20 protein-coding genes are annotated in these 24,232 nt (G+C 72.8%); 7 read left to right on the top strand and 13 right to left on the bottom strand.

Annotated elements, in window-relative coordinates; translation table 11 throughout:
* Positions 1–482: 482 nt before the first annotated feature.
* From aceE to ACZ6AA_RS32180, 6 genes are all read right to left on the bottom strand, one after another.
* Entirely contained in the window at positions 483–3,176 is a 2,694-nt protein-coding gene (gene aceE / locus ACZ6AA_RS32205; protein WP_468449235.1) for a pyruvate dehydrogenase (acetyl-transferring), homodimeric type, read from the bottom strand.
* 348 nt (positions 3,177–3,524) lie between these two features.
* Entirely contained in the window at positions 3,525–4,148 is a 624-nt protein-coding gene (locus tag ACZ6AA_RS32200) for a GntR family transcriptional regulator (protein ID WP_468449233.1), read from the bottom strand.
* A gap of 121 nt (positions 4,149–4,269) precedes the next feature.
* Complete coding sequence (gene sucB / locus ACZ6AA_RS32195) at positions 4,270–6,015, bottom strand: 2-oxoglutarate dehydrogenase, E2 component, dihydrolipoamide succinyltransferase (RefSeq protein WP_471461867.1); 1,746 nt, start codon at positions 6,013–6,015, stop codon at positions 4,270–4,272.
* A gap of 101 nt (positions 6,016–6,116) precedes the next feature.
* Positions 6,117–7,505 (bottom strand): dihydrolipoyl dehydrogenase, encoded by a 1,389-nt coding sequence (gene lpdA / locus ACZ6AA_RS32190; protein ID WP_385712560.1) that lies wholly within the window; start codon positions 7,503–7,505, stop codon positions 6,117–6,119.
* Between the two features lie 339 nt (positions 7,506–7,844).
* Positions 7,845–9,413, bottom strand: a complete 1,569-nt coding sequence (locus tag ACZ6AA_RS32185) for a leucyl aminopeptidase (RefSeq protein ID WP_468449227.1) — start codon at positions 9,411–9,413, stop codon at positions 7,845–7,847.
* Between the two features lie 102 nt (positions 9,414–9,515).
* Positions 9,516–10,310, bottom strand: coding sequence for an adenosylcobinamide-GDP ribazoletransferase (locus tag ACZ6AA_RS32180; protein WP_471461863.1), 795 nt, complete (start codon positions 10,308–10,310; stop codon positions 9,516–9,518).
* A 115-nt stretch (positions 10,311–10,425) separates the two neighbouring features.
* Between ACZ6AA_RS32180 and ACZ6AA_RS32175 the strand changes: the two genes are divergently transcribed.
* The gene (locus ACZ6AA_RS32175; RefSeq protein ID WP_468449223.1) at positions 10,426–11,178 is read left to right on the top strand and encodes a hypothetical protein; all 753 of its coding nucleotides are present in this window, start codon (positions 10,426–10,428) and stop codon (positions 11,176–11,178) included.
* On the opposite strand, the gene ACZ6AA_RS32170 is transcribed toward ACZ6AA_RS32175, so the two are convergent.
* The 3 genes from ACZ6AA_RS32170 to cobT form a co-directional block, all read right to left on the bottom strand.
* The gene (locus tag ACZ6AA_RS32170) at positions 11,130–11,828 is read right to left on the bottom strand and encodes a hypothetical protein (protein ID WP_471461860.1); all 699 of its coding nucleotides are present in this window, start codon (positions 11,826–11,828) and stop codon (positions 11,130–11,132) included. The genes ACZ6AA_RS32175 and ACZ6AA_RS32170 overlap by 49 nt on opposite strands.
* On the bottom strand, positions 11,825–13,606 hold the full coding sequence (locus ACZ6AA_RS32165; protein ID WP_468449219.1) for a phosphatidylglycerol lysyltransferase domain-containing protein: 1,782 nt from the start codon (positions 13,604–13,606) through the stop codon (positions 11,825–11,827). The genes ACZ6AA_RS32170 and ACZ6AA_RS32165 overlap by 4 nt, the downstream gene beginning before the upstream one ends.
* Before the next feature lie 80 nt (positions 13,607–13,686).
* A complete protein-coding gene (gene cobT, locus ACZ6AA_RS32160; protein WP_468449217.1) occupies positions 13,687–14,832 on the bottom strand; it encodes a nicotinate-nucleotide--dimethylbenzimidazole phosphoribosyltransferase in 1,146 nt (381 codons plus the stop codon).
* A 213-nt stretch (positions 14,833–15,045) separates the two neighbouring features.
* Here cobT and ACZ6AA_RS32155 point away from each other — a divergent pair, with 213 nt between their 5' ends.
* The gene (locus tag ACZ6AA_RS32155; protein WP_471461858.1) at positions 15,046–16,257 is read left to right on the top strand and encodes a class I SAM-dependent methyltransferase; all 1,212 of its coding nucleotides are present in this window, start codon (positions 15,046–15,048) and stop codon (positions 16,255–16,257) included.
* Positions 16,258–16,327: 70 nt separating this feature from the next.
* On the opposite strand, the gene ACZ6AA_RS32150 is transcribed toward ACZ6AA_RS32155, so the two are convergent.
* The gene (locus ACZ6AA_RS32150; RefSeq protein WP_471461856.1) at positions 16,328–17,527 is read right to left on the bottom strand and encodes a bifunctional adenosylcobinamide kinase/adenosylcobinamide-phosphate guanylyltransferase; all 1,200 of its coding nucleotides are present in this window, start codon (positions 17,525–17,527) and stop codon (positions 16,328–16,330) included.
* 113 nt (positions 17,528–17,640) lie between these two features.
* On the opposite strand from ACZ6AA_RS32150, the gene ACZ6AA_RS32145 reads away from it, so the two are divergent.
* Positions 17,641–17,871: a hypothetical protein gene (locus ACZ6AA_RS32145; protein ID WP_380852031.1), complete on the top strand. Its 231-nt coding sequence runs from the start codon at positions 17,641–17,643 to the stop codon at positions 17,869–17,871.
* 166 nt (positions 17,872–18,037) lie between these two features.
* Here the strand turns inward: ACZ6AA_RS32145 and ACZ6AA_RS32140 are convergent, their stop codons facing one another.
* The 3 genes from ACZ6AA_RS32140 to ACZ6AA_RS32130 form a co-directional block, all read right to left on the bottom strand.
* The gene (locus tag ACZ6AA_RS32140) at positions 18,038–19,123 is read right to left on the bottom strand and encodes a S1C family serine protease (protein ID WP_471461853.1); all 1,086 of its coding nucleotides are present in this window, start codon (positions 19,121–19,123) and stop codon (positions 18,038–18,040) included.
* A gap of 123 nt (positions 19,124–19,246) precedes the next feature.
* Positions 19,247–19,945, bottom strand: a complete 699-nt coding sequence (locus ACZ6AA_RS32135) for a class I SAM-dependent methyltransferase (RefSeq protein WP_471461851.1) — start codon at positions 19,943–19,945, stop codon at positions 19,247–19,249.
* A gap of 53 nt (positions 19,946–19,998) precedes the next feature.
* The gene (locus tag ACZ6AA_RS32130; protein WP_468449207.1) at positions 19,999–20,598 is read right to left on the bottom strand and encodes a DUF3043 domain-containing protein; all 600 of its coding nucleotides are present in this window, start codon (positions 20,596–20,598) and stop codon (positions 19,999–20,001) included.
* A gap of 387 nt (positions 20,599–20,985) precedes the next feature.
* On the opposite strand from ACZ6AA_RS32130, the gene ACZ6AA_RS32125 reads away from it, so the two are divergent.
* The 4 genes from ACZ6AA_RS32125 (at position 20,986) to ACZ6AA_RS32110 (ending at position 24,220) form a co-directional block, all read left to right on the top strand.
* Complete coding sequence (locus ACZ6AA_RS32125) at positions 20,986–21,780, top strand: PspA/IM30 family protein (protein ID WP_405653914.1); 795 nt, start codon at positions 20,986–20,988, stop codon at positions 21,778–21,780.
* A gap of 44 nt (positions 21,781–21,824) precedes the next feature.
* Entirely contained in the window at positions 21,825–22,103 is a 279-nt protein-coding gene (gene pspAA, locus ACZ6AA_RS32120) for a PspA-associated protein PspAA (protein ID WP_468449205.1), read from the top strand.
* 183 nt (positions 22,104–22,286) lie between these two features.
* Positions 22,287–23,543: a sensor histidine kinase gene (locus ACZ6AA_RS32115; protein WP_468449203.1), complete on the top strand. Its 1,257-nt coding sequence runs from the start codon at positions 22,287–22,289 to the stop codon at positions 23,541–23,543.
* Positions 23,540–24,220, top strand: coding sequence for a response regulator (locus ACZ6AA_RS32110; protein ID WP_468449201.1), 681 nt, complete (start codon positions 23,540–23,542; stop codon positions 24,218–24,220). Before ACZ6AA_RS32115 ends, ACZ6AA_RS32110 begins: the two co-directional genes overlap by 4 nt.
* Positions 24,221–24,232: the final 12 nt, after the last annotated feature.

The following is a 24,232-nucleotide window of genomic DNA, read 5'->3' as shown; positions in this document are numbered from 1 at the left end:
ACGGCGCCCGGGACCGGGGCTGGGGCGAAGGCGTTGCCCGACGCGGCGGGTGGCCACCGCCGTACCCACCCGCCCAAGCTCTCGGCTTGGCTCAAGCAGGGGCACCCTTATCGCCCTGTGGGCGACCCGGCTGCCCACAGGGGCGGCGGGCCAGCGACCGGCGAAGTCGGGGCTGGTCGGGCCAGCAGCCAGCAGCCAGCAGTCAGCAGCCAGCAGTCAGCAGTCAGCGGCGGCGGAAGCGGAGGTCGGGCGGCTGGCCGGGCCACGTGTCGGCAGAGCCGGGGACGGGGCCGGGCAGGCCATCCGCCCCCAGCCGTGGCGGGGCAAGGGCGCAGCCCAGTGGGGCGCCCCGGGGCCGACAGCAACGGGTGGGTGGGGGAACCCCGGCGCGGAGCGGCGGGGAGCGGTTGCCGCGGCGGCAACGCAAAAGGTGGGGCCCCGTCACCCCGACGGAACCCCACCCCACGTACCGAGCCGGAGGCTTACAGCCCGTACTTGGCCCGAGCCTCCTTCACCGCGGCAGCGGGCACGACCCCCTGCGCGGCGAGCCGAGCCAACGCCGCGACGACGATCGACTCGGCGTCGACACCGAAGTGGCGGCGGGCCGCGTCACGCGTGTCGGACAGGCCGAACCCGTCGGCGCCGAGCGAGGAGTAGTCCTGCTCGACCCACTGGGCGATCTGGTCGGGCACCTGGCGCATGTAGTCGGACACCGCGAGCACGGGGCCCTCCGCACCGGCGAGCGCCTGGCGCACGTACGGCACCCGCTCCTCGCCGCGCAGCAGCGCCGCGTCGGCCTCCAGGGCGTCGCGCCGCAGCTCGGTCCAGGAGGTGGCGGACCACACGTCGGCGGCCACGCCCCACTCCTCGGCGAGCATCCGCTGGGCCTTGAGCACCCAGTGGATCGCCGTACCGGAGCCGAGGAGCTGGATCCGCGCGGCGTTGGCGGCAGGCGAAAGCCCGGCCGTCTCCGCCGTGTTGAAGCGGTACAGACCCTTCACGATGCCCTCGTCCACACCCGCGGGCTTCGCGGGCTGCGGCATCGGCTCGTTGTAGACGGTCAGGTAGTAGAAGACGTCCTGGTCCTCGCCGGGAGCGGCCTCGCCGTACATCCGGCGCAGGCCCTCCTTGACGATGGCGCCGATCTCGTAGGCGAACGCGGGGTCGTACGAGAGCGCGGCGGGGTTCGTCGCTGCGATCACCGGCGAGTGCCCGTCGGCGTGCTGAAGCCCCTCACCCGTCAGCGTCGTACGACCGGCCGTGGCGCCGATGAGGAAGCCGCGGCCGAGCTGGTCGCCGAGCTGCCACATCTGGTCGGCCGTGCGCTGCCAGCCGAACATCGAGTAGAAGATGTAGAAGGGGATCATCGCCTCGCCGTGCGTCGCGTACGACGACGAAGCGGCGATGAAGTCCGCCATCGAACCGGCCTCGGTGATGCCCTCGTTGAGGATCTGGCCGTTCTTGGCTTCCTTGTAGTACATGAGCTGGTCGCGGTCGACCGGCTCGTACGTCTGGCCCTTCGGCGAGTAGATGCCGAGCGAGGGGAACAGCGACTCCATGCCGAAGGTGCGGGCCTCGTCCGGGACGATCGGCACCCAGCGCTTGCCGGTCTCCTTGTCGCGTACGAGGTCCTTGACGAGCCGTACGAGCGCCATGGTCGTCGCCACCGACTGGGAGCCGGAGCCCTTGTCGAAGGCCGCGAAGGCCTTGTCGGCGGGTGCGGGCAGCGGCGCGAGCGCGTGCGTGCGGCGGGCCGGGGCCGGGCCGCCGAGGGCCGCGCGGCGCTCCTGGAGGTAGCGGACCTCGGGCGAGTCGGCGCCGGGGTGGCCGTAGGGCACGACCCCGTCCACGAACTGGCTGTCGGAGATGGGCAGCTCAAGAAGGTCACGCATGTTCTTGAACTCGTCCGTCGTCAGCTTCTTCATCTGGTGGTTCGCGTTCTTGGACGCGAAGCCCTCACCGAGGGTGAAGCCCTTGACGGTCTGCGCCAGGATGACGGTCGGCGCGCCCTTGTGGGACAGCGCGGCCTTGTACGCGGCGTAGACCTTGCGCGGCTCGTGGCCACCGCGGGAGAGGTGGAAACACTCCAGGATCTTGTCGTCGGAGAGCAGCTTCGCCATCTCGACGAGCGCCGGGTCCGAGCCGAAGAAGTCCTGGCGGATGTAGGCGGCGTCGCGGGTCTGGTACGTCTGGACCTGCGCGTCCGGGACCTCGCGGAGGCGGCGGACCAGGGCGCCCGTGGTGTCGAGCGCGAACAGCTCGTCCCAGGCGTTGCCCCACAGCGACTTCACGACGTTCCAGCCGGCGCCGCGGAACTGGGCCTCCAGCTCCTGCACGATCTTGAAGTTGGCGCGCACCGGGCCGTCGAGGCGCTGCAGGTTGCAGTTGATGACGAAGGTGAGGTTGTCCAGCTCCTCACGCGCCGCCAGTGCGAGTGCCGCCGTCGACTCCGGCTCGTCCATCTCGCCGTCGCCGAGGAACGCCCACACGTGCGAGGACGAGACGTCCTTGATGCCGCGGTTGGTGAGGTACCGGTTGAAGCGGGCCTGGTAGATCGCGGAGAGCGGGCCGAGGCCCATCGACACGGTCGGGAACTCCCACAGCCAGGGCAGGCGGCGCGGGTGCGGGTAGGACGGCAGGCCGTCGCCGCCCGCCTCCTGGCGGAAGTTGTCGAGCTGCTGCTCGCCGAGGCGGCCGTCGAGGAAGGCGCGGGCGTAGATGCCGGGGGAGGCGTGGCCCTGGATGTACAGCTGGTCGCCGGAGCCGTCGCCCTCCTTCCCGTGGAAGAAGTGGTTGAAGCCCGTCTCGTACAGCCAGGCGGCAGAGGCGAAGGTGGCGATGTGGCCGCCGACGCCGTGCTTGGCGCCGCGGGTGACCATCGCGGCCGCGTTCCAGCGGTTCCACGCGGTGATGCGGGACTCCATCGCCTCGTCGCCGTCGATGACGGGCTCGGCGGAGGTCGGGATGCTGTTGACGTAGTCCGTCTCAAGAAGCTTGGGCAGGGCCAGGCCCGCGCCCTCGGCGCGCTCCAGCGTGCGGCGCATCAGGTACGCGGCACGGTGCGGCCCGGCCGCCTTGGTCACGGCGTCCAGGGAGGCCTGCCATTCGGCGGTCTCCTCCGGGTCGCGGTCCGGGAGCTGGTCGAGCTCGCTCGGCTGGATGCGGGGGTCGGTCATGACGCCGCCTTCCTGAGTCGGACGGGGTGCCCGTGCCCGAGTGCGGGCTGGGTCCCAAAACGGAAAGGGTCGGGGGTGCCCTTGGTCTTTGGCAGGACAGGGCGAGGGCCCTGGTGAGGGCCCGTCGTCGACTGTAAGCCCGCGATCGATGATCGATCAAAGTCTTGAAGGGAAAACTTCCTCAGATCGACAAAAGTGGGCACAGGGTGCCGCGCCAGAGGGCACGGAGTGCCTTCAAATCGAAGGATTTACGCAGGTGGGGCGACGTATGAGCACAGTGGTCGGAGAATGAGCGCGACCGTCGTCGCGCCTGCAGCGACCGTCACACCACGCCTCACGCCTCAGACCTCACGCCCGCGGCGCGCACCCCAGCACATGGGCCTTCACCAGCTCCGCGATCGCCGGGTCACGCCGGCGGAAGGCCGAGACGAGGGCCTCGTGCTCCTCCGCGTACGACTGCTGGACCGTGCCGAGCCACCGGATCGACAGCGCGGTGAACACCTCGATGCCGAGCCCCTCCCAGGTGTGCAGGAGCACGGAGTTGTGCGCGGCCCGCACCAGCTCCCGGTGGAAGCCGACTGTGTGCCGCACCTGCCCGGTCCCGTCGGAGTCCCGGTCGGCCTCGTACAGCGCCGCCACATGCGGCTCCAGGGCCGAGCAGTCCTCGGCGAGCCGCTCGGCGGCCAGCTCGGCGGCGATGGCCTCGAGACCGGCCCGGACGGGGTAGCTCTCCTCCAGGTCGGCGGCGGTCAAGTTCCTCACCCGCACGCCCTTGTTGGGCGCGGACTCGATCAGCCGCAGCGACTCCAGCTCCCGCAGGGCCTCCCGCACGGGCGTCTGGCTGACCTCAAGCTCGACGGCGATCCGCCGCTCCACGATCCGCTCGCCCGGCTTCCAGCGCCCGCTCACGATGCCTTCCACGATGTGCTCGCGAATCTGTTCGCGCAGCGAGTGAACGACGGGCGCGGTCATGGCGGGCTCCTATAAAGACAGGACAACGACCACTAGACAATACGGCCGCGCCCCCGCCCGGAAACCTCCGGACGGGGGCGTACTCGCTGATGAGACGAGTGTTACAGCCGTATGCGGGCGACTACAGGCCGAGCTCGACCTCGAACTCGCCGGCCTCCAGGATGGCCTTGACCGTCGTCAGGTAGCGGGCGGCGTCGGCGCCGTCCACCAGACGGTGGTCGTAGGAGAGCGTCACGTACGTCATGTCCCGCACCGCGATGGTCTCGCCGAGGTCGGGGTGGTTGATGACGACCGGGCGCTTGACGGTGGCGCCGATGCCCAGGATGCCGACCTGGTTCGGTGGCACGATGATCGTGTCGAACAGGGCGCCGCGCGAGCCGGTGTTGGAGATGGTGAAGGTCGCACCGGACAGCTCGTCCGGCGTGATCTTGCTGGCCCGGACCTTGTTGGCCAGGTCGGCGGTCGCCTTGGCGATACCGGCCAGGTTCAGGTCACCGGCGCCCTTGATGACCGGCGTCATCAGACCCTTCTCGGAGTCCACGGCGATGCCGATGTTCTCCGAGTCGAAGTACGTGATGGTGCCCTCGTCCTCGTTGATGCGGGCGTTGACGACCGGGTGGGCCTTCAGCGCCTGCGCCGCCGCCTTGACGAAGAACGGCATCGGGGACAGCTTGACGCCCTCGCGGGCGGCGAAGGAGTCCTTGGCCTTGGCACGGAGCTTCATCAGCTTCGTGATGTCGACCTCGACGACGCTGGAGAGCTGTGCCTGGCCGTGCAGCGCCTTCATCATGTTGTCGCCGATGACCTTGCGCATGCGGGTCATCTTGACCGTCTGGCCGCGCAGCGGGGACGCCTCGATGACCGGAGCCTTCGACGCGGCCGCGGGAGCTGCGGCGGCCGGGGCGGCGGCAGCGGCCGGAGCCGCGGCCTTCGCGGCCTCGGCGGCGGCGAGCACGTCCTGCTTGCGGATGCGGCCACCGACGCCGGTGCCCTTGACCGAGCCCAGGTCGACGCCGTTCTCCGAGGCGAGCTTGCGCACCAGCGGGGTGACGTACGCGCCGTCGTCGGCCGGGGTGACCGGGGCCGGGGCGGCGGGGGCGGCCGGGGCGGCAGCCGGAGCGGCCGGGGCCGCGGGCTGCACCGGAGCCGGGGCGGCAGCGGCGGGCTGCGCCGGGGCGGCGGGGGCAGCCGGAGCCGCAGGAGCCGGAGCCGGGGCCTCGGCGGGGGCGGCCGGGGCGGCAGCCGGAGCCGCGGCGGGCGCGGCACCCGGCGCACCGATGACGGCGAGCTTGGCGCCGACCTCGGCGGTCTCGTCCTCACCGACGACGATCTCGAGCAGCACGCCCGCGACCGGCGACGGAATCTCGGTGTCGACCTTGTCCGTGGAGACCTCGAGGAGGGGCTCGTCGGCCGAGACCTCCTCGCCGACCTCCTTCAGCCAACGGGTGACGGTGCCCTCGGTGACGGACTCGCCGAGCGCGGGCAGGGTGACCTCGGTGCCCTCGGCGGCGCCACCGGCCGGGGCGGCGGGCGCCTCGGCGGGAGCGGCCGGAGCGGCGGCCGGGGCCTCGGCGGCGGGGGCCGGGGCGGGCTCGGCGGCCGGGGCGGGGGCCTCGGCAGGCGCGCCGGAGCCGTCGTCGATGACGGCCAGCTCGGCGCCGACCTCGACGGTCTCGTCCTCAGCGACCTTGATGGAGGCCAGGACGCCGGCGGCGGGGGAGGGGATCTCGGTGTCGACCTTGTCGGTCGACACCTCGAGCAGCGGCTCGTCGGCCTCGACGCGCTCGCCCTCGGCCTTCAGCCAGCGGGTGACAGTGCCTTCGGTGACGCTCTCGCCGAGCGCCGGAAGGGTTACGGAAACCGACATGGTTTCTGTTGCTCCTTACGCAATGGGGCCTCCCCTGCTCGAGGTTAGTCGAGAGCCCGGGGAAGGAAGTCTGTGGTCGTCGCGCCCGTGTGACTGAGGGGTCAGTCGTGGGAGTGCAGGGGCTTGCCGGCGAGGGCGAGATGGGCCTCGCCGAGCGCCTCGTTCTGCGTCGGGTGGGCGTGGATGAGCTGGGCCACCTCGGCGGGCAGCGCTTCCCAGTTGTAGACCAGCTGGGCCTCGCCGACCTGCTCACCCATGCGGTCGCCGACCATGTGGACGCCGACCACGGCACCGTCCTTGACCTGGACGAGCTTGATCTCGCCCGCGGTCTTCAGGATCTTGCTCTTGCCGTTGCCCGCGAGGTTGTACTTGAGGGCGACGACCTTGTCCGCGCCGTAGACCTCCTTGGCCTTGGCCTCGGTGATGCCCACGGAGGCGACCTCGGGGTGGCAGTACGTCACCCGGGGCACGCCGTCGTAGTCGATCGGGACGGTCTTGAGACCGGCCAGGCGCTCCGCCACCAGGATGCCCTCGGCGAAGCCGACGTGCGCGAGCTGGAGCGTCGGGACCAGGTCGCCGACGGCCGAGATCGTGGGCACGTTGGTCTGCATGTACTCGTCGACCAGGACGTAGCCGCGGTCCATCGCGACGCCCTGCTCCTCGTACCCGAGGCCCTGCGAGACCGGGCCGCGGCCGATGGCGACGAGCAGCACCTCGGCCTCGAAGGTCTTGCCGTCGGCGAGGGTGACGCGGACGCCGTTCTCGGTGTACTCGGCCTTGTCGAAGAACGTGCCGAGGTTGAACTTGATGCCGCGCTTGCGGAAGGCGCGCTCAAGGAGCTTGGAGCTGTTCTCGTCCTCGACGGGCACCAGGTGCTTCAGGCCCTCGACGACGGTCACGTCGGTGCCGAAGGACTTCCAGGCGGAGGCGAACTCGACGCCGATGACGCCGCCGCCGAGGATGATCGCCGACTCCGGCACACGGTCCAGGACCAGCGCGTGGTCGGAGGAGATGACGCGGTTGCCGTCGATCTCCAGGCCCGGGAGCGACTTCGGCACGGAGCCGGTCGCCAGGAGGATGTGGCGGCCCTGGATGCGCTGGCCGTTCACGTCCACGGAGGTCGGGGACGACAGGCGGCCCTCGCCCTCGATGTAGGTGACCTTGCGCGAGGCGACCAGGCCCTGCAGGCCCTTGTACAGGCCGGCGATCACGTCGTCCTTGTACTTGTGGACGCCCTTGATGTCGATGCCCTCGAAGGTGGCCTTGACGCCGAACTGGTCGGCCTCGCGCGCCTGGTCGGCGATCTCGCCGGCGTGCAGCAGCGCCTTCGTGGGGATGCAGCCGTTGTGCAGGCAGGTGCCGCCGAGCTTGTTCTTCTCGATCAGTGCGACGTCGAGACCCAGCTGCGAGGCGCGCAGGGCCGCGGCGTAACCGCCACTTCCACCGCCGAGGATCACTAGGTCGAAAACGGTGCTGGCGTCGTTCGCCACGTCACGTCCTCCATGCATGTGCGCCGTGCGCCGGACCCCTCTTACCGGGGACGACCGGTCGGTCGGCTGGTATACGGCCGCTCTTCTTCGGCCCTGTGGTGGGGGCCCTGTCCTGCCGAGAACCCATCTTCGCACTTGTCGGCGACAGGCGGGACGCCGGGCCGGGCGATGGGACGGCCGATCGCCCGTCGACAGGGTCAGGACCACGTGTGGACGTGCGGATTTCATTCACAGCGAAATCCGCACGCCCGTGCGTACGCGCACCGCGCTGCCGCCCGCGTACACCCATGGGTACGGCCCCGGAGCCGAGGCTTCCGGGGCCGTACCCAGCGTACGAAATCAGCCGAGGTCACCCGCGGCGGTGCGCTCCGCGAGGCGCACCAGGGTGCGGACCGCGGAGCCGGTGCCGCCCTTCGGGGTGTAGCCGAAGGGGGCGGCCTCGTTGTAGGCGGGGCCCGCGATGTCCAGGTGGGCCCAGGTGATGCCCTCGCCGACGAACTCGCGCAGGAAGAGTCCGGCGACCAGGCCGCCGCCCATGCGCTCGCCCATGTTGGCGATGTCGGCGGTGGGGGAGTCCATGCCCTTGAGCAGGTGCTCCGGCAGCGGCATCGGCCAGGACGGCTCGCCGACCTCCTCCGCGATCTCGTGCACCGAGGTGCGGAAGGCGTCGTCGTTGGCCATGACGCCGAAGGTGCGGCCGCCCAGGGCCATCATCATGGCGCCGGTCAGGGTCGCCACGTCGACGATCGCGTCGGGCTTGTCCTCGGAGGCCTTGGCGATGGCGTCGGCCAGGACGAGGCGGCCCTCGGCGTCGGTGTTCAGGACCTCGACGGTCTTGCCGCTGTACATCCGCAGGACGTCGCCGGGGCGGGTGGCGGAGCCGGACGGCATGTTCTCGGCGAGCGCGAGCCAGCCGGTGACGTTGACCTCCAGGCCCAGGCGGGCGGCGGAGATCACGGCGGCGAACACGGCGGCGGCGCCGCTCATGTCGCACTTCATGGTCTCGTTGTGCCCGGCGGGCTTCAGCGAGATGCCGCCCGAGTCGTACGTGATGCCCTTGCCGATGAAGGCGAGGTGCTTCTTCGCCTTCGACGAGGTGTACGAGAGCTTCACCAGCCGCGGCGGGGCGTCCGAGCCCACGCCGACGCCGAGGATGCCGCCGAAGCCGCCCTTGGCGAGCGCCTTCTCGTCCAGGACCTGGATCTTGACGCCGTGCTCCTTGGCGGCGGCGGTGGCGACCGCGGCGAAGGCCTCGGGGTTGAGGTCGTTCGGCGGGGTGTTGATCAGGTCGCGGGCGCGGTTGAGCTCCTCGGTGACGGCGGTCGCGCGCTCGACGGCGGCCTTGTGGGCCTTGTCGCGCGGCTTGGCGCCGAGCAGGGCGACCTCGGCGAGCGGCGCCTTGCCGCCCTTGTCGGCGGCCCCGGCCTTCTCGGCCTTGCCCTTGCCCTTGGCGGCCTTGGTGTCCTTGCCGTTGCCCTTGTAGGCGTCGAAGGAGTACGCGCCGAGCAGCGCGCCCTCCGCGACGGCGCCCGCGTCGGCGGCGTCCGTGATCGGCAGGGCGAAGCCCGCCTTCTTGGTGCCCGCGAGGGCCCGGGCGGCGGCACCGGCCGCGCGCCGCAGGGTCTCCGCGTCGTACGCCGAGTCCTTCTCGGGGACCGCGCCGAGGCCGACTGCCAGGACGACCGGCGCCTTGAAGCCGGACGGCGCGGGCAGCTTCGTCACCTCGCCCTCGCCGCCCGAGGCGCCGAGGGTCTCCAGGACGGACGCGAGCTTGCCGTCGTACGCCTTGTCCACGGACTCGGCGCCAAGAGCCACGACCGGCCCCTTGGCGCCCTTCGCGACACCGACGACGATCGCGTCGGCACGCAGGCCGGACGCGGCGGCGGTGCTGAGAGTCAGAGCAGTCACGGTGCTGAAGTCCCTCTTTCATAGGAGGTTTCAATGAAGTCTTGCGGGCTTTTGGGTGGTAAGCCCGTCGCGAGCCTACGCCCGTAATTGTTGCGGTGCGCCTCACTGTGCGTGCTGGCCGAGGGCGAGCACAAGGAGGACGGTGGTGGTGGTCGTCTCGGCGAGTCCGCCGAAGACGTCGCCGGTGACGCCGCCGAAGCGCCGCACACAGTGCCGCAGGAGCAGTCCGGCGGCGGCGCAGCCGAGCACGACGGCGGCCGCGTTGTGCGCCATCGAGGCCACCCCGCCGGGCACGCCCACAGCCACCGCCCCGGCCGTGGTGACGGCGAGGACCGCCACTGCGGCGGGCGCGGGCACGGTCCCGGCGACGGCGGCCCCCAGACCCTCGGGACGGGCCGCGGGGACGCCGGTGCGGGCGGCCAGAGTCAGGGCGAGGCGGGCCGTGGTGGCGGCGACGACGGTGGCGGTGACGCCGTGCGTCCAGCTCTCGTCGTACAGCTCGGCGAGGGCCGCGACCTGGGCGAGCAGCGTCAGGACGAGGGTGATGACGCCGAACGGGCCGATGTCGGACTGCTTCATGACGCGCAGCGCGTCGTCGGCCGCCTTGCCGCTGCCGAGCCCGTCGGCCGTGTCGGCGAGGCCGTCCAGGTGCAGCCCCCGGGTGGCCGCCGCCGGGACGGCGACGGCGGCGACGGACGCGAGCAGCGGGCTCGCGCCGAGGGCGAGCAGGGCCGCCCCCGCCGCGGCCGCGCCGAGGCCCACGACCAGGCCCGCGAGCGGGGCGCACAGCATGCCCGCGCGGGCGGCCTCCCGGTCCCACCTGCGGACGTGGACGGGGATCACGGTGAGCGTCCCGAAGGCGAACCGGAGGCCGTCGGCGGGGGTGGGTCTGGGCATTCGGCGAGGTTACCCGGGGCGGCCGGGCCCGGCGGGGGCGGGCCGGGGCGCCCCTCGGCACCGCCGGTCGCCATCCCCGCCTGCGAAAGCGGGAGGCGAACCGGAAGATGGGCCCATGGACGACTGGTGGTACCGGAACATCGTGGAGCCGGGGAAGTTGCCGCTGCTGCTCGCGCTGGTCGCCTTCGTGGGCTCGTTCCTGGTCACCAGGACCATCACGCGCCTCATCCGCGCCGGGAAGGGGCCGTTCCGCAACATCACGACGGGCGACGTGCACGTCCACCACGTCGTACCGGGCATCTTCCTGATGCTGGTGGGCGGCTTCTGGGCGGTCGCCGCCGGGCGGCACAGCTTCGGGTCGATGTGCGCCGCCGTCATCTTCGGCGTGGGCGCGGGCCTGGTCCTCGACGAGTTCGCGCTGATCCTGCACCTGGACGACGTGTACTGGAGCGAGCAGGGCCGCAAGAGCGTGGAGGTCGTGGTCCTCACCACGGCCCTGGTCGTGCTGATCCTCACCGGGTTCAGCCCGCTCGGCGTGAACGAGCTCTCCGCGGACGAGCGCCACGACCGCGTCGCGTTCGCCCTCAACATCACCCTGAACTGCGGCTTCGCCGTGATCGCACTGGCCAAGGGCAAGCTGCGCACGGCCCTGATCGGGATGGTGGTGCCGTTCGTCGCGCTGGTCGGCGCGATCCGGCTCGCCCGCCCCGGCTCGGCGTGGGCGCGGAGGTTCTACCGCAACCGGCCGCGCGCCCGGGCCCGCGCGGGCCTGCGCGCGTTCCGCCACGACCGCCGCTGGACGGGCCCCCGGCGCCGCTTTCAGGACCTCATCGGCGGCAAACCGGACCCCGAGCCGCGCCCCCGCTGACGCACCCGCGCCACCACCTCGACGACCACGGTCGCCACCAGGACCCCGGCGATGGCCGCCAGATGCTCCTTGCCCGCGAGGTTGTTCTTGACGAGCACCTCGACGACCATCAGGACGATCACCAGGGTCCCCGTGGCGTACGCCCGGTAGCGCCAGCACACGTACACCGCGAGTCCCACGACCGCGGCCGAGGGACCGGTGTCCACCACCTGCGCGTCGGACGCGGGCAGTCCGATCGGGTGGTCCGGCCCCAGCTCGATGCCGAGGCGGGCGTACAAGGTGCCGCCGAGCGTCGCCGCGTACCCGATGAGGAGCGTGCGCCACCAGCCGAGGCAGCACTCCGCGATGCCGAAGACCAGCAGGATCTGCGCGAGCGCGCCCCACACCGGCAGGTCGAGCGCGGGCACGAAGAGCGAGAGCGGGGTGCGCAGCAGGGACAGCCACAGCGGGTCCTCGGCCCGGATGCAGCCGATGTTCTGGACGAACTGGTAGCCCCAGGACTGGTTCTGCACGTACTGGAACGCCGCCGTCAGGCAGACGGCGGCCAGCGTCAGGGGGATCGCGCGCCAGCGCCGGGCGCGAAGTCTGTCCCGGACCGTGCTGTACAGCGGGCCCCACTCGGCGCGGGCCAGCCGGGACAGGGTGCTCATCGTCGGGACTCCAGATGTGTGCGGTGCAGCCATTTCGGCAGTCCCGGCGCTTCCAGGAAACCCTCGGCGCGGGCGGCGGCGACGCCGATGCGCAGCAGGTCGCCGCTCTTCTCGAAGAGGAGGAAGCGGGGTTCCCAGATGGGCCGGTACTTGGCGTTGGCGCGGTACAGCGACTCGATCTGCCACCACCGGGAGAAGAAGCTGAGCAGCGAGCGCCACAGCCTGAGCACCGGGCCCGCGCCTAGCCGTGAGCCACGCTCGAAGACCGACCTGAACATCGCGAAGTTCAGTGACACCTGCGTGATCTTGATCTCCGCCGCGCGCTGGAGCAGCTCGATGACCATGAACTCCATCAGGCCGTTCTCGGAGTCCCGGTCGCGCCGCATCAGGTCGAGCGAGAGCCCCTGGGGCCCCCACGGCACGAAGGAAAGCACCGCCCGCAGCTCGCCGTCGCCGTCCCGGCACTCCAGCATCACGCACTCGCCGTCCGCCGGGTCGCCGAGCCGCCCGAGCGCCATGGAGAAGCCCCGCTCGGTGGCGCCGTCGCGCCAGTCGTCGGCGCGCTTCAGGAGGTACGCCATCTCGTCGGCGGGGATGTCGTGGTGGCGCCGGATGCGGACCTCGTACCCGGCGCGCTTGACGCGGTTGTAGGCCTGCCGGACGGTGCGCATGGCCCGCCCCTCCAGCGTGAACTCGGCGATCTCGACGATCGCCTCGTCACCCAGCTCCAGGGCGTCAAGGCCGTGCCGGGCGTAGATGGTGCCCGCCTCCTCGCTCGCGCCCATCACGGCCGGGGTCCAGCCGTGCTCGCGGGCCTCGGCGAGCCAGGGCTCGATGGCGCCGGGCCAGGCCTCGGGGTCGCCGATGGGGTCGCCGGAGGCCAGCGAGACCCCGCTGACGACCCGGTACGCGACCGCCGCCTTGCCCGTCGGGGACCACACCACGCTCTTCTCGCGGCGCAGCGCGAAGTAGCCGAGCGAGTCGCGCTCGCCGTGCCGGTCGAGCAGGGCCCGCAGCCGCTCCTCGTCGCCCACCGACAGCGGGTCGACGGCCCGGCGGGAGCGGAACGCGGCGTACAGGACGGCGCACAGGAGCACCGTGCTCAGGACGTTGATGGTGACGTTGACCCAGCCCGGCGTGGTGATCCCGGCGAACCGGGAGTCGTCGGCGGCCAGCGACACCAGGCGCATCGTGCCGTAGCGCCAGCGGTCGGTGAACGTCGAGCGGTACTCGTCGTGGGCGTGGTTGGTGACGGTCACCAGGAACGCGGCGAGCAGGGACGCCACCAGGAGCCCGCCGACGGCCACGGCCGCCGCGAGCTTGGGGTTCGAGCGGTCGCCGACGGCGTAGAACTCGCGGCGGCCGACGAGGAGCGCGCCGACGAACAGCGCGGTGAGGCCGAGCGAGATCCAGTTCTGCGCGTACTGCCTGATCTCCGGGAAGCACATCGCGAAGGCGAACAGGAGCAGGAAGAGGCCGCTCAGGACGAGGTTGAGGATCCAGGCCGCCCGCTTCCTGCGCCGCATGGTGATCGCCAGGAACATCGTGAAGACGCCGGAGGCGAAGCCCGCGGTGAGCAGGTACGGGGTGAAGTAGTTCTCGGTGTTGTGGCGCCGCAGGTCCTGGCCGAGGGAGACCCACACGGCGCTCAGGAAGTTCACGAACGTCACGGCCCGCAGATACCAGACGGCCACGGCGGCCCCCCGCCGCGAGGCCACCGTGGACGTCCGCAGCCGCTCTTCGCCCGCCCGGTCTTCCCCTGCCCGTGCTTCTCCCATGAAACGGGATCTTATGGGGCGTTGTGGTGTGATATGCGGTCAGCGCGACTGGGTGCGGGGGCTGTCGGGGTCTGTCGGGGCTAGTCGGTGGGCGCGTCCGTGGACTTGGCGCCTTGGTCGGACGCGCTGGACCCGCCGGGCTCGCCGGATGCGTCGGGCCCGCCGGATGCGTCGGACTCCTCGGCCGCCACGGGCAGTTCCGCCGACAGCGCCGCCGCGGCCCGCACCACCGGCACCGCCAGCAGGGCGCCCACGCCCTCGCCGACCTTCACGCCGTGGGCGAGCAGCGGGTCGAGTGCCATCCGGTCCAGGGCCTTGGCCTGCGCGGGCTCCCCGCTGTCGTGCGCGGCGAGCCACCAGTCCGGCGCACGGAACGCCACCCGCTGGGCCACCAGCGCCGCCGCAGCCGACACGACCCCGTCGAGGATCACCGGCGTGCGGCGCACCGCGCACTGCAACAGGAACCCCGTCATCGCCGCGACATCGGCCCCGCCCACCGTCGCGAGCAGCTCCAGCTGGTCGCCGAGGACCGGCCGGGCCCGCCGCAGGGCGTCCCGCACGGCGGCGCACTTGCGCATCCACGCAAGGTCGTCGATCGGGGCCCCGCCCCGCCCGGTGACGACGGAGGCGTCCGTGCCGCAGAGTGCGGCGATCAGCGTGGCCGCGGGCGTCGTACCGCCGACGCTGATGTCGCCGAGCACGATCAGGTCGGTGCCGGAGTCGGCCTCCTCGTCGGCGAGCGCGATGCCCGCGGCGACGGCGCGTTCGGCCTCCTCCTGCGTGAGCGCGTCCTCGATGTCGACGCGTCCGGAGCCGCGGCGCACCCGGTGCCCGGCGACCTCGGCGGGCAGCGTGTCCGGGTCGCAGTCCAGGGCCATGTCGACGACTCGCACGGGTACGTCGAGCTGCCGCGCGAGCACGGCTGCGGGGCTCGCGCCGCTGAGGACGGCCCGTACGAGGTCGGCGGCGCCGCCCGCCGCCCGTGCGGAGACGCCGAGTTCGGCCACCCCGTGATCGCCCGCGAACAGCACCGCGCGGGGCCGCTCGATCGGCTTGACCGGCACCGCGCCCTGCGCCGCCGACAGCCACTCGGCGAGGTCGTCGAGGCGGCCGAGGGCACCGGGCGGCAGGGCCTGGCGCTCCCTGCGCTCTTCGGCGTCACGGCGCACCCCGCCGTCGGGCCGCTCGATCAGGTCGGTGAAGTCGTCGAGAATCAGCGAGCTCATTCGGCGAACAGTACCGGCGGGGCATGCCGTGCGCGCGAACGGCCCCGACGGCCCGGACCACGACCGAGGCTCACGTGACACTCCGTCAGCCGGTCCCGGGCGCCCACCCCGTCAGCCACTCCTCGGCGCACCCACCCGCACCCCGGTTACGCCATGCGACGCAAGCGCGCCCCAGCGTCGTTGAATCCCCGCAGCGCGTCCCTTACGTTCCAAATGTCCCGCATGTATCGCATGGTCGTACCGCCGGCCGTCCCCTCCGGCGTGCTGCCGCCCCGCGCGAGCGTCCCGCGGGCCGGAAGCATCCGGGAGTACGTCATGGACCTCGCCCAGCAGACCGCCGAAGGCCGCTCCGCGTGCCTCGCCCGCCTCGCCGAGGGCACCGCCCGGTTCCACGAACCGCGCCGCGACGACTGCCCCTGGTGCGGCTCGACCCGCCTGCGCGTGCGGCTGCGCACCGCCGACCTGATCCAGCGCAAGCCGGGCGGCTTCACCCTGGAGCGGTGCGACGACTGCGCCCACACCTTCCAGAACCCCCGCCTCACCGCCGAGGGCCTGGACTTCTACCGCCTCGGCTCGGCCCGCCACGACCTCGGCCACCGGGACTTCTGGCGCCAGGACCTGTGCCACGGGCTCGGCGGCGGCGCCCCCGCGCTCCTGGCCCGGGCCGGGTCGGGCCGCGCCCGGAGGCTCGCCGGAGTCCGCGCGCTGAGCCGCATCGACGAGCCCGAGAGCTGGCTCGACGTGGGCACAGGGCGCGCCCGCTTCCCGGGCGCCGCCAAGGACGTACTGCCGTACACGGCCTTCGACGGGCTCGACACCGACCCGGGCCTCGCGGCGGGGGTGCGGCGCGGCCGCATCGAGGAGGCCCACCGGGGCCGCCTCACCGACCTGGCCGAACGCCTCGCCGGGCGCTACGACGTGCTCAGCATGGTCCACTACCTGCAACGCCGCCCCGACCCGCGCGCGGAACTCGCCGCCGCCCGCACCGTGTTGCGCCCGGGCGGGCATCTGCTGGTCGAGGCCCCGGACCCCGAGTGCCGCTCGGCCCGGCTGCTCGGCAAGTGGTGGGCCTCCTACCGCCAGCCGCGCCACCCGCACTTCGTGCCGCTCGCCAACCTCTGCCGGGAGCTGGACGAACTCGGCTTCACCGTCGTCGACGTCGACCGCCGCACCCCACACGTGCCGTCCGACCTGACCACGGCCTGCGCGCTCGTCCTCAACCGCCTGCTGCCCGCGGCGGACGCACCCTGGCGCGCACACGCCCCGACCCCCCTCCGCCGACGCCTACGCCGAACGGCCTGGCAGGCGGCCACCCCGCTCCTCGCCCTCGCCTACGCGACCGACCTGCTCCTCGCACCCCTGCTGACGCGCACCGGGGGTGGGAACGCGTACAGGGTGATCGCGCGGCGGGAGGCGGACGTGTGACGCGCGGCGCCCGACGCGTGAGGCCGCGGGCGCGGCCCGGCCGGCGGCGCCTGCCGCGTACCCGTCCCGCTCAGCCCCGCAGGGCCAGTGCCTGGCCCGCCACCACGAGCAGCACATGCTCGCACTCGGTGGCGAACGCGGCGTTGAGGCGGCCGAGTTCGTCGCGGTAGCGGCGGCCCGAGGCGGTCGCGGGGACGATGCCCGAGCCGACCTCGTTGGACACCGCGACGACGACCCGGCGCGTGGCGCGCACCGCGTCCGTGAGTTCCGTGACCCGCTTGCGCAGCGACCGCTCGCCGCCGCTCGCCCACTCGGCGTCGTCCCAGGCGTTCACCTCGTCCATCGCGTGCGTCAGCCACAGCGACAGACAGTCGACGAGCAGCGGCGGCCCCGGCTCCGTGAGCAGGGGTACGAGGTCGCAGGTCTCCGTGGTCCGCCAGGAGCCGGGACGCCGCTCGCGGTGCGCCCGCACCCGCTCCGCCCACTCGCCGTCCCCGCCCCGGGTGCCGCCCGTGGCGACGTACAGCACATCGGGAAACGCCTCCAGGCGCCGCTCCGCCTCGACGGACTTCCCCGAGCGGGCCCCGCCCAGGATCAGGGTGCGGCGCGGCAGGTCGGGTACGTCCTCGTAGGCGCCGACGGTCAGCGTCGTGCCGTCCGGCACGGCCCGCGCCCCGGCCGCCGCGAGCCGCCGTGTCAGCTCCGCGCCGGCGGGCGCCCCGTGCCCGATGTGGACGGCCACGACGTCCGTCGTCGGGGTCACGCCCCCGGCCGCCCGCAGCCGGGCCAGGCCGTCCGGGCGGCCGACGACGTCCGCGACGACCATCTCGTACGCGACCTGCTCCGCGGGGAAACCGGCGGGCGCGGCGCCCGGCGGCAGGTACAGCAGCCGGTCGCCGTCGGGCCCGGTCACCTCGTAGCCGGTGCCGGGCGCGTCCGTCGCGACCGCGCGCACCCGGTGCCCGGTGAGGAGCGCCAGCTCCCGCCCGTCCGGCACCCGCCCCGGCTGCGGCAGCCCGGCGGGCACCTCCACGGCGGGCCCGTCGTGCGGGTGCGAGAGCAGCACCTGGCGCACCCCGCCGAGGGAGTGCCCGGCGCGGGCGGCGGCGAAGGCGGCGCCGGGCGTGAGGTCGAGCAGCAGCACGCCGTCGACGAGCAGCGCCGTGGCGGCCCGTGCCGCGTCGCCGAGGGCGGTCGCGCACACGGCGCAGGGGCAGCCGGGGTACGGCAGCCCTTCGGGGGCTCCGGTGCCGAGCAGAGTCAGTTCCACAGGAAGATCCTCCCGCGTCGCCCCCGACGGCGCGCGCCCGGCTAGGCTTCAAGCGGCTCCGGCTCCCGCTCCGGGCGGCTGCCGGGACATCCACCGGACCTCGGGAGGCTGACATGGCGGCATGGACGTGGCGGTTCGAGAAGGCGGACGGGACGGAGGTCCAGCCTGCCGTGCAGCCCGAGGAGTTCACCACTCAGGGAGACGCGGAGACCTGGCTCGGTGAGCACTGGAAGGACCTGAGCGAGGGCGGCGCGGACCAGGTGACCCTCTTCGAGGACACCTCGGAGATCTACGGCCCGATGAGCCTGCACGCGCAGGACGCGGGCAGCGCCCAGGGCTCCTGACCTCCGGCGTTCCTGAACTTCGGCGGGGGGGGGGGGGGGGGGGGGGGGGGGGCCCCCCCCCTCCCCTCCCCCCCCCCTCCCCCCCCCCCCCCCCCCCCCCCCCCCCCCCCCCCCCCCCCCCCCCCGCCCGCCGGCCCGGCCCGTGCCCGCCGAAAGCGCCGCACGGCTACATCTCGCCGAGCGTGACCTCCGCCGTCCGCTCGTCACCATTCCGTACGTACGTCACCCGCTCCTTGGCGCCCGGCTCCACCGCCGCCAGCGTCTCGGACAGCGAGGTGATGGTGGTGATGGGGGTGCCGCCGAGGTCCGTGATGATGTCCCCGGCCTCCAGACCCGCCTTCGCCGCGGCGCCGTCGTCCTGCACCTCGACGATCGCGACGCCCGCCGGGCGGTAGTCGTCGCCGAGCACGGTGCGGGCGCTGACGCCGAGCGCGGCCCGGCCCGAGTCGGTGACCCGGCCGTTCCGCACGATCTGGTCGGCGACCGTCCTGACCATGGACGAGGGGATCGCGAAGCCGATGCCGGGGGCCGCGCCGTCGCCCAGGTCCGGGTCGGTCGCGGCGAGCGTCGGGATGCCGATGACCTGGCCGTCGAGGTCGACGAGGGCGCCGCCGCTGTTGCCCGGGTTGATCGCGGCGGACGTCTGCACCATGTTGGCGATGGTCGCGCCGGTGCCGCCGTCGTCGCTGCCCTCGCTGACCGTGCGTCCGGTCGCCGAGACGATCCCCTGGGTGACGCTCGACGACAGGCCGAGCGGCGAGCCCATCGCCAGCACGATCGTGCCGACCTCGACCTTCGTGGAGTCGCCGAACTTCGCGGCCTTCAGCCCGCTCGGCACCTTGTCCAGCTTGATCACGGCGAGGTCCTGCTCCGGGTACGCCGACACCAGCTTCGCCGCGAGCGGCTGCTCACCGGTGGCCGTGGTCACCCGGAACGTCTTCTCCTCGCCCACGACATGGGCGTTGGTGACGATGTGCCCCTGGTCGTCGTAGACCACTCCGGAGCCGAGGCTGTCGGACGCGTCGATCTGGACGACCGACGGCAGTACGTCCTTGATCACCTTCTGGTAGTCGTCCTGAAGGTCGCTCGCGGCGGCGGGCGCCGCCTGCGTGGTCGCCCGGTCCGGCCTGTCCGCCCGGTCGCCGTCCCCGCCGCCCCCACCAGCACCGGAACACCCGGCGACGAGGACGACCAGAACGGCGGCGGCGGGAAGCACCGGAAGCGCCGGGACACGGGTACGCGGCAGTCTCATAGCCCGAGTCTCGGCCGCGCCCCGGGCCCCGTCCTGCGGGGAGCGGCCGAACAGGGGGCCGCTGGACCAGGGGTGAGTCCCGGCTCCGTTACGAGGCGTCGGCCCCGACTCCGTTACGAGGCCTCAGTCCCGCCCGCCGCACAGGTGCAGCATCGTCGCCACCCGCCGATAGGGGTCCGTGCGCCCGGCCCGGGTCTCGGCGGAGAGCAGGGCCTCCAGCTCGGGACCGGCGGCCGGTATGTCGGTGGCCTCGGAGAAGACCCGGACGCCGTACCAGGCGACCAGCGGTGCCGCGATGCCCGCGAGGGACTGCCCGACGGCGTCGAGGCGATGCGCCCGGACCTCGGCGCCGCTCTCGTCGCGGTAGGTGTCGGAGCCGAAGGCGGCGAGCGCGCCCGCCCAGTCCGCCCGCAGCCCGGGGCGCATGGCGAGGGCGTCGGCGTTGCGCACCACCAGGGACAGCAGGCCGCCGGGCGCGAGCACCCGGCCGAGCCCGGCGAGCAGCGCGTCGGGCTCGTCGACGTGCATCAGACCGCCGTGGCACAGCACGACGTCGAAGCTGCCCGGCAGGAAGTGCACCCCGGTGTCCCGCGCGTCGCCCTCGACGACCCGCATCCGCGACCGGATGCCCTCCGGCTCCGCGGACACCACCGCGCGCACGGCGGCGAGCGCGTCCGCGTCCTGCTCGACGCCCGTCACCTCGTGCCCGCCGCGGGCCAGGCGCAGCGCCTGCGCCCCGCGCCCCATGCCGACGTCGAGCACGCGCAGCCGCTTGCCCAGCGGGAACCGCGCCACTATCCGCTCGTCGAGCTGGCGGCCCACCAGTTCGTGCCGGACGGCCTCGCCCGTGCCAGGGCTCGCGCCCCGGTCCTCGCTCAGGACCGGCCCCCGCGCTTGCCCTGCGGCTTCGGCAGCCGCAGTCGGCGCATCTGGAGGCTGCGCATCAGGGCGTACGCGACGGCGCCCTTCTTGTTCTCGTCCGGGAAGCGCTCGTTCAGGCGCTTCTTCAGCCGGATCACCGTGGCGACGGAGTCGACCACGATCAGGACGATCACGAAGAGCCACAGGAGCAGCGCGATGTTCTGCAGCTGCGGGATGCGGACCATGCTCAGGACGAGGATGATCACGGCCATCGGCAGGAAGAACTCGGCGACGCAGAACCGCGAGTCCACGAACTCACGTGCGTACTTGCGCACCGGACCCTTGTCACGCGCGGGCAGATACCGCTCGTCGCCGCTGGCCAGCGCCTCGCGCTGCTTGGCCATCGCGGCGCGGCGCTCGTCGCGCTGGCGCTTGGCTGCCTCCTTGCGCGTCGTCGGCGTGTTCATCACGCTGCGGCGCTGGGACTGGGCCAGGGCACGCTTGGGGGTGGGGCGGCCCTTGGGGGCCTGCGGGTCACGGGGCTCGGACGAAGAGTCGGTCACCGGGGCCTTGGCTGCCGGGGCCTTCTCGTCCTTGGATCGGCTACGGAACACAAAGCCCAAGGGTACGGGGTAGTCAAGGGGTGCGGGGCCGAAGGCCCCTCTTTGCCGGGGCGGTGGTGGGAGACGGGGTCAGGAGGTGCGGGGCCGAAGGCGCCTCTTTGCAAGGGTGGTGGTGGGAGACGGGTGGGCATGGACCGCGGTCGCATGGGGAACGATCCCGCAACACCGGACGTCTTGATTATGTGGCTAAGGGGCCTTGCGGGGCGGTTTCCCGGGGGCGCACCTACTCCTTGCGCCGGAGAGTCGGGCGGTGCAGTCGTCCTTGGGGATGAGCGCATCCGCTCGCGAACAGTGCGGTAATGGATACAGACCCCGTACCGTGGGTTCTGTTGCAGTAGCTGGAGCTGGAAGTCCGTCAGAAGGGGGCGCGCGAAGCCCATGAGCGGTGTCATGAAGCGTATGGGGATGATCTTCCGCGCGAAGGCGAACAAGGCCCTTGACCGGGCCGAGGACCCGCGCGAAACCCTCGATTACTCGTACCAGAAGCAGTTGGAGCTGCTGCAGAAGGTGCGCCGCGGCGTCGCCGACGTGGCGACCTCCCGCAAGCGCCTCGAGCTGCAGCTCAACCAGCTCCAGAAGCAGTCCTCCACCCTGGAGGACCAGGGCCGCAAGGCCCTCGCGCTCGGCCGTGAGGACCTGGCCCGCGAGGCCCTGTCCCGCCGGGCCGCCCTCCAGCAGCAGGTCAGCGACCTGGAGGTGCAGCACCAGACGCTGCAGGGCGAGGAGGAGAAGCTCACTCTCGCGGCCCAGCGCCTGCAGGCCAAGGTGGACGCCTTCCGCACGAAGAAGGAGACCATCAAGGCGACGTACACCGCCGCCGAGGCCCAGACCCGGATCGGCGAGGCCTTCTCCGGCATCTCCGAGGAGATGGGCGACGTCGGCATGGCGATCCAGCGCGCCGAGGACAAGACCGCGACGCTCCAGGCGCGGGCCGGCGCGATCGACGAACTTCTCGCTTCCGGCGCCCTCGACGACTCCTCCGGCCTCGCCAAGGACGACATCCAGTCCGAGCTGGACCGGCTCTCCGGTGGTACGGATGTAGAGCTGGAGCTGCAGCGCATGAAGGCCGAGCTGGCCGGCGGCTCCAGCACGTCGCAGCAGGCCATCGAGGGCGGTCAGGGCCAGAGCCAGCAGGTGCAGCCGCGGGACACCCCGCGCTTCGACAAGCAGTAGTCGCTCGGGCCTTGACCGAACCGCGCACGTCCGAGGAGGGCGTCATGATCGTACGGATCATGGGGGAGGGACAGGTGAAGCTGGCCGACAGCCACTTCGCCGAGTTGAACAAGCTGGACGACGAGCTGCTCGATGAGATGGAGAGCGGCGACGAGTCCGGCTTCCGCAGGACGCTGCACGCGCTCCTGGACAAGGTGCGCGAGCTGGGCGAGCCACTGCCCGACGACGCCCTGGAGCCGTCCGAGCTGATCCTCCCGGCGCCCGACGCGACCTTGGACGAGGTCCGCGAGATGCTCTCCGACGACGGACTCATCCCGGGCTAGCCCCGGGGTGGTCGGAGGGCCGGGACCAGGACCGGTCGAGCGCCGGGCGACGGCCGGTCCGCGGCCGCCGCGCGTCACGCCGGGCCCGGGCGGCACCGGGCGCGTCAACGAGGCGCGTCAACGCTCGCCCGGGGAACCCCCTTTCCGTTCCCTCCGTCTGAGCGGGCCCGTACCGTTTAGTACGTGACCAACTTTGAACGGTGCCGCGGCTGGGCCAGAACGCACCCGTTGGCCGTCGACGCGATCCTTGCCGCCGTCGCCCTCGTCTGCATGGTCATCGGCTCCTTCGCCGAGCCCTATGGAGAGCACGGCTCCACCTGGAACGTCCACGCCCCGGGCAGCCTGAGCCTCACCCTCATGGGAGCGGGCGCCGCCACCCTGGTCTTCCGTCGCCGCGCCCCCTGGACCGTGCTCGCGGCCAGCTGCGGCTTCTCCATCGTGGAACTGGTGACCAGCGGCCCGCGCGCCCCGGTCGTGATGTGCGCCGTCATCGCCCTGTACACGGTCGCCGCCACCACCAACCGCCCCACCACCTGGCGCATCGGCCTGGTCACCATGACGGGCCTGACCGGCGTCGCCATGCTGGCGGGCCCCCTGCCCTGGTACGCGCAGGAGAACCTCGGCATCTTTGCCTGGACCGGCATGGCCGCGGCCGCCGGTGACGCCGTCCGCAGCCGCCGCGCCTTCATCGACGCCATCAGGGAGCGGGCCGAGCGCGCCGAACGCACCCGCGAGGAGGAGGCCCGGCGCCGGGTGGCGGAGGAGCGGCTGCGCATCGCCCGCGATCTGCACGACGTGGTCGCCCACCACATCGCCCTGGTCAATGTGCAGGCCGGGGTCGCGGCACACGTCATGGACAAGCGGCCCGACCAGGCCAAGGAGGCGCTCGCGCACGTCCGCGACGCCAGCCGCTCCGCGCTCGGCGAACTGCGCGCCACCGTCGGCCTGTTGCGCCAGACCGGCGACCCGGAGGCCCCCACCGAACCGGCGCCGGGCCTCGGCCGCCTAGACGACCTCGTCGACACCTTCCGCAACGCGGGCCTGCCCGTGGAGGTGGCCCGCGGCGACGCCGACCTGAAGCCCCCGGCGGCCGTCGACCTGGCCGCGTACCGCATCATCCAGGAAGCCCTCACCAATGTGCAGAAGCACGCGGGGGAGCACGCCAAGGCGGAGGTCAGCGTCGTGCGCGTGGGGCCGAACCTGGAGATCACCGTCGTGGACGACGGCGCCGGCGAGGACGCCCAGGCCGCCGACGACCCGGACCGCGGCGGCGGGCACGGGCTCCTCGGCATGCGCGAGCGCGTGAGTGCCCTCGGCGGGAGGTGCAGTGCGGGGCCCCGCTACGGAGGTGGTTTCCGGGTACATGCGATCCTGCCCGTCACGACCGCGAAACAGGGCGATCGGGGTCCGGCCCCGGTCAAGGGAGGGACTACCGCGTGACGATCCGGGTGCTGCTCGCCGACGACCAGGCGCTGTTGCGCAGCGCGTTCAAGGTCCTCGTCGACTCCGAGCCCGACATGGAGGTCGTCGGCGAGGCCTCCGACGGCGCGCAGGCGGTGCGGCTCGCGAAGTCCGAGTCGGCCGACGTCGTCCTGATGGACATCCGCATGCCCGGCACCGACGGCCTGGCCGCGACCCGGATGATCAGCGACGACCCGGCCATGTCCCACGTACGTGTGGTGATGCTGACCACCTTCGAGGTCGACGAGTACGTCGTGCAGTCGCTGCGGGCGGGGGCGTCGGGCTTCCTGGGCAAGGGCGCGGAGCCGGACGAACTGCTCGGGGCCATCCGGATCGCGGCGGCGGGCGAGGCGCTGCTCTCGCCCACGGCGACGAAGGGCCTGATCGCCAGGTTCCTCGCGCAGGGCGAGGGCTCCGACGGGGACGCGCCCGCCCGCAGCGAGCGCCTGGACGCGCTCACCGGACGGGAGCGTGAGGTCCTGGTGCAGGTCGCGGGCGGCCACTCGAACGACGAGATCGCCGAACGCCTGGAGGTCAGCCCGCTCACGGTGAAGACCCATGTGAACCGCGCGATGGCCAAGCTCGGCGCCCGCGACCGGGCCCAACTCGTCGTCATCGCCTACGAGTCGGGTCTGGTGCGGCCGCGGGGGGACTGAGCAGGGCCTGTA

The organism is Streptomyces sp. NPDC040610, assembly GCF_055594065.1.
This window is presented reverse-complemented; position numbering and strand designations above follow the sequence as displayed.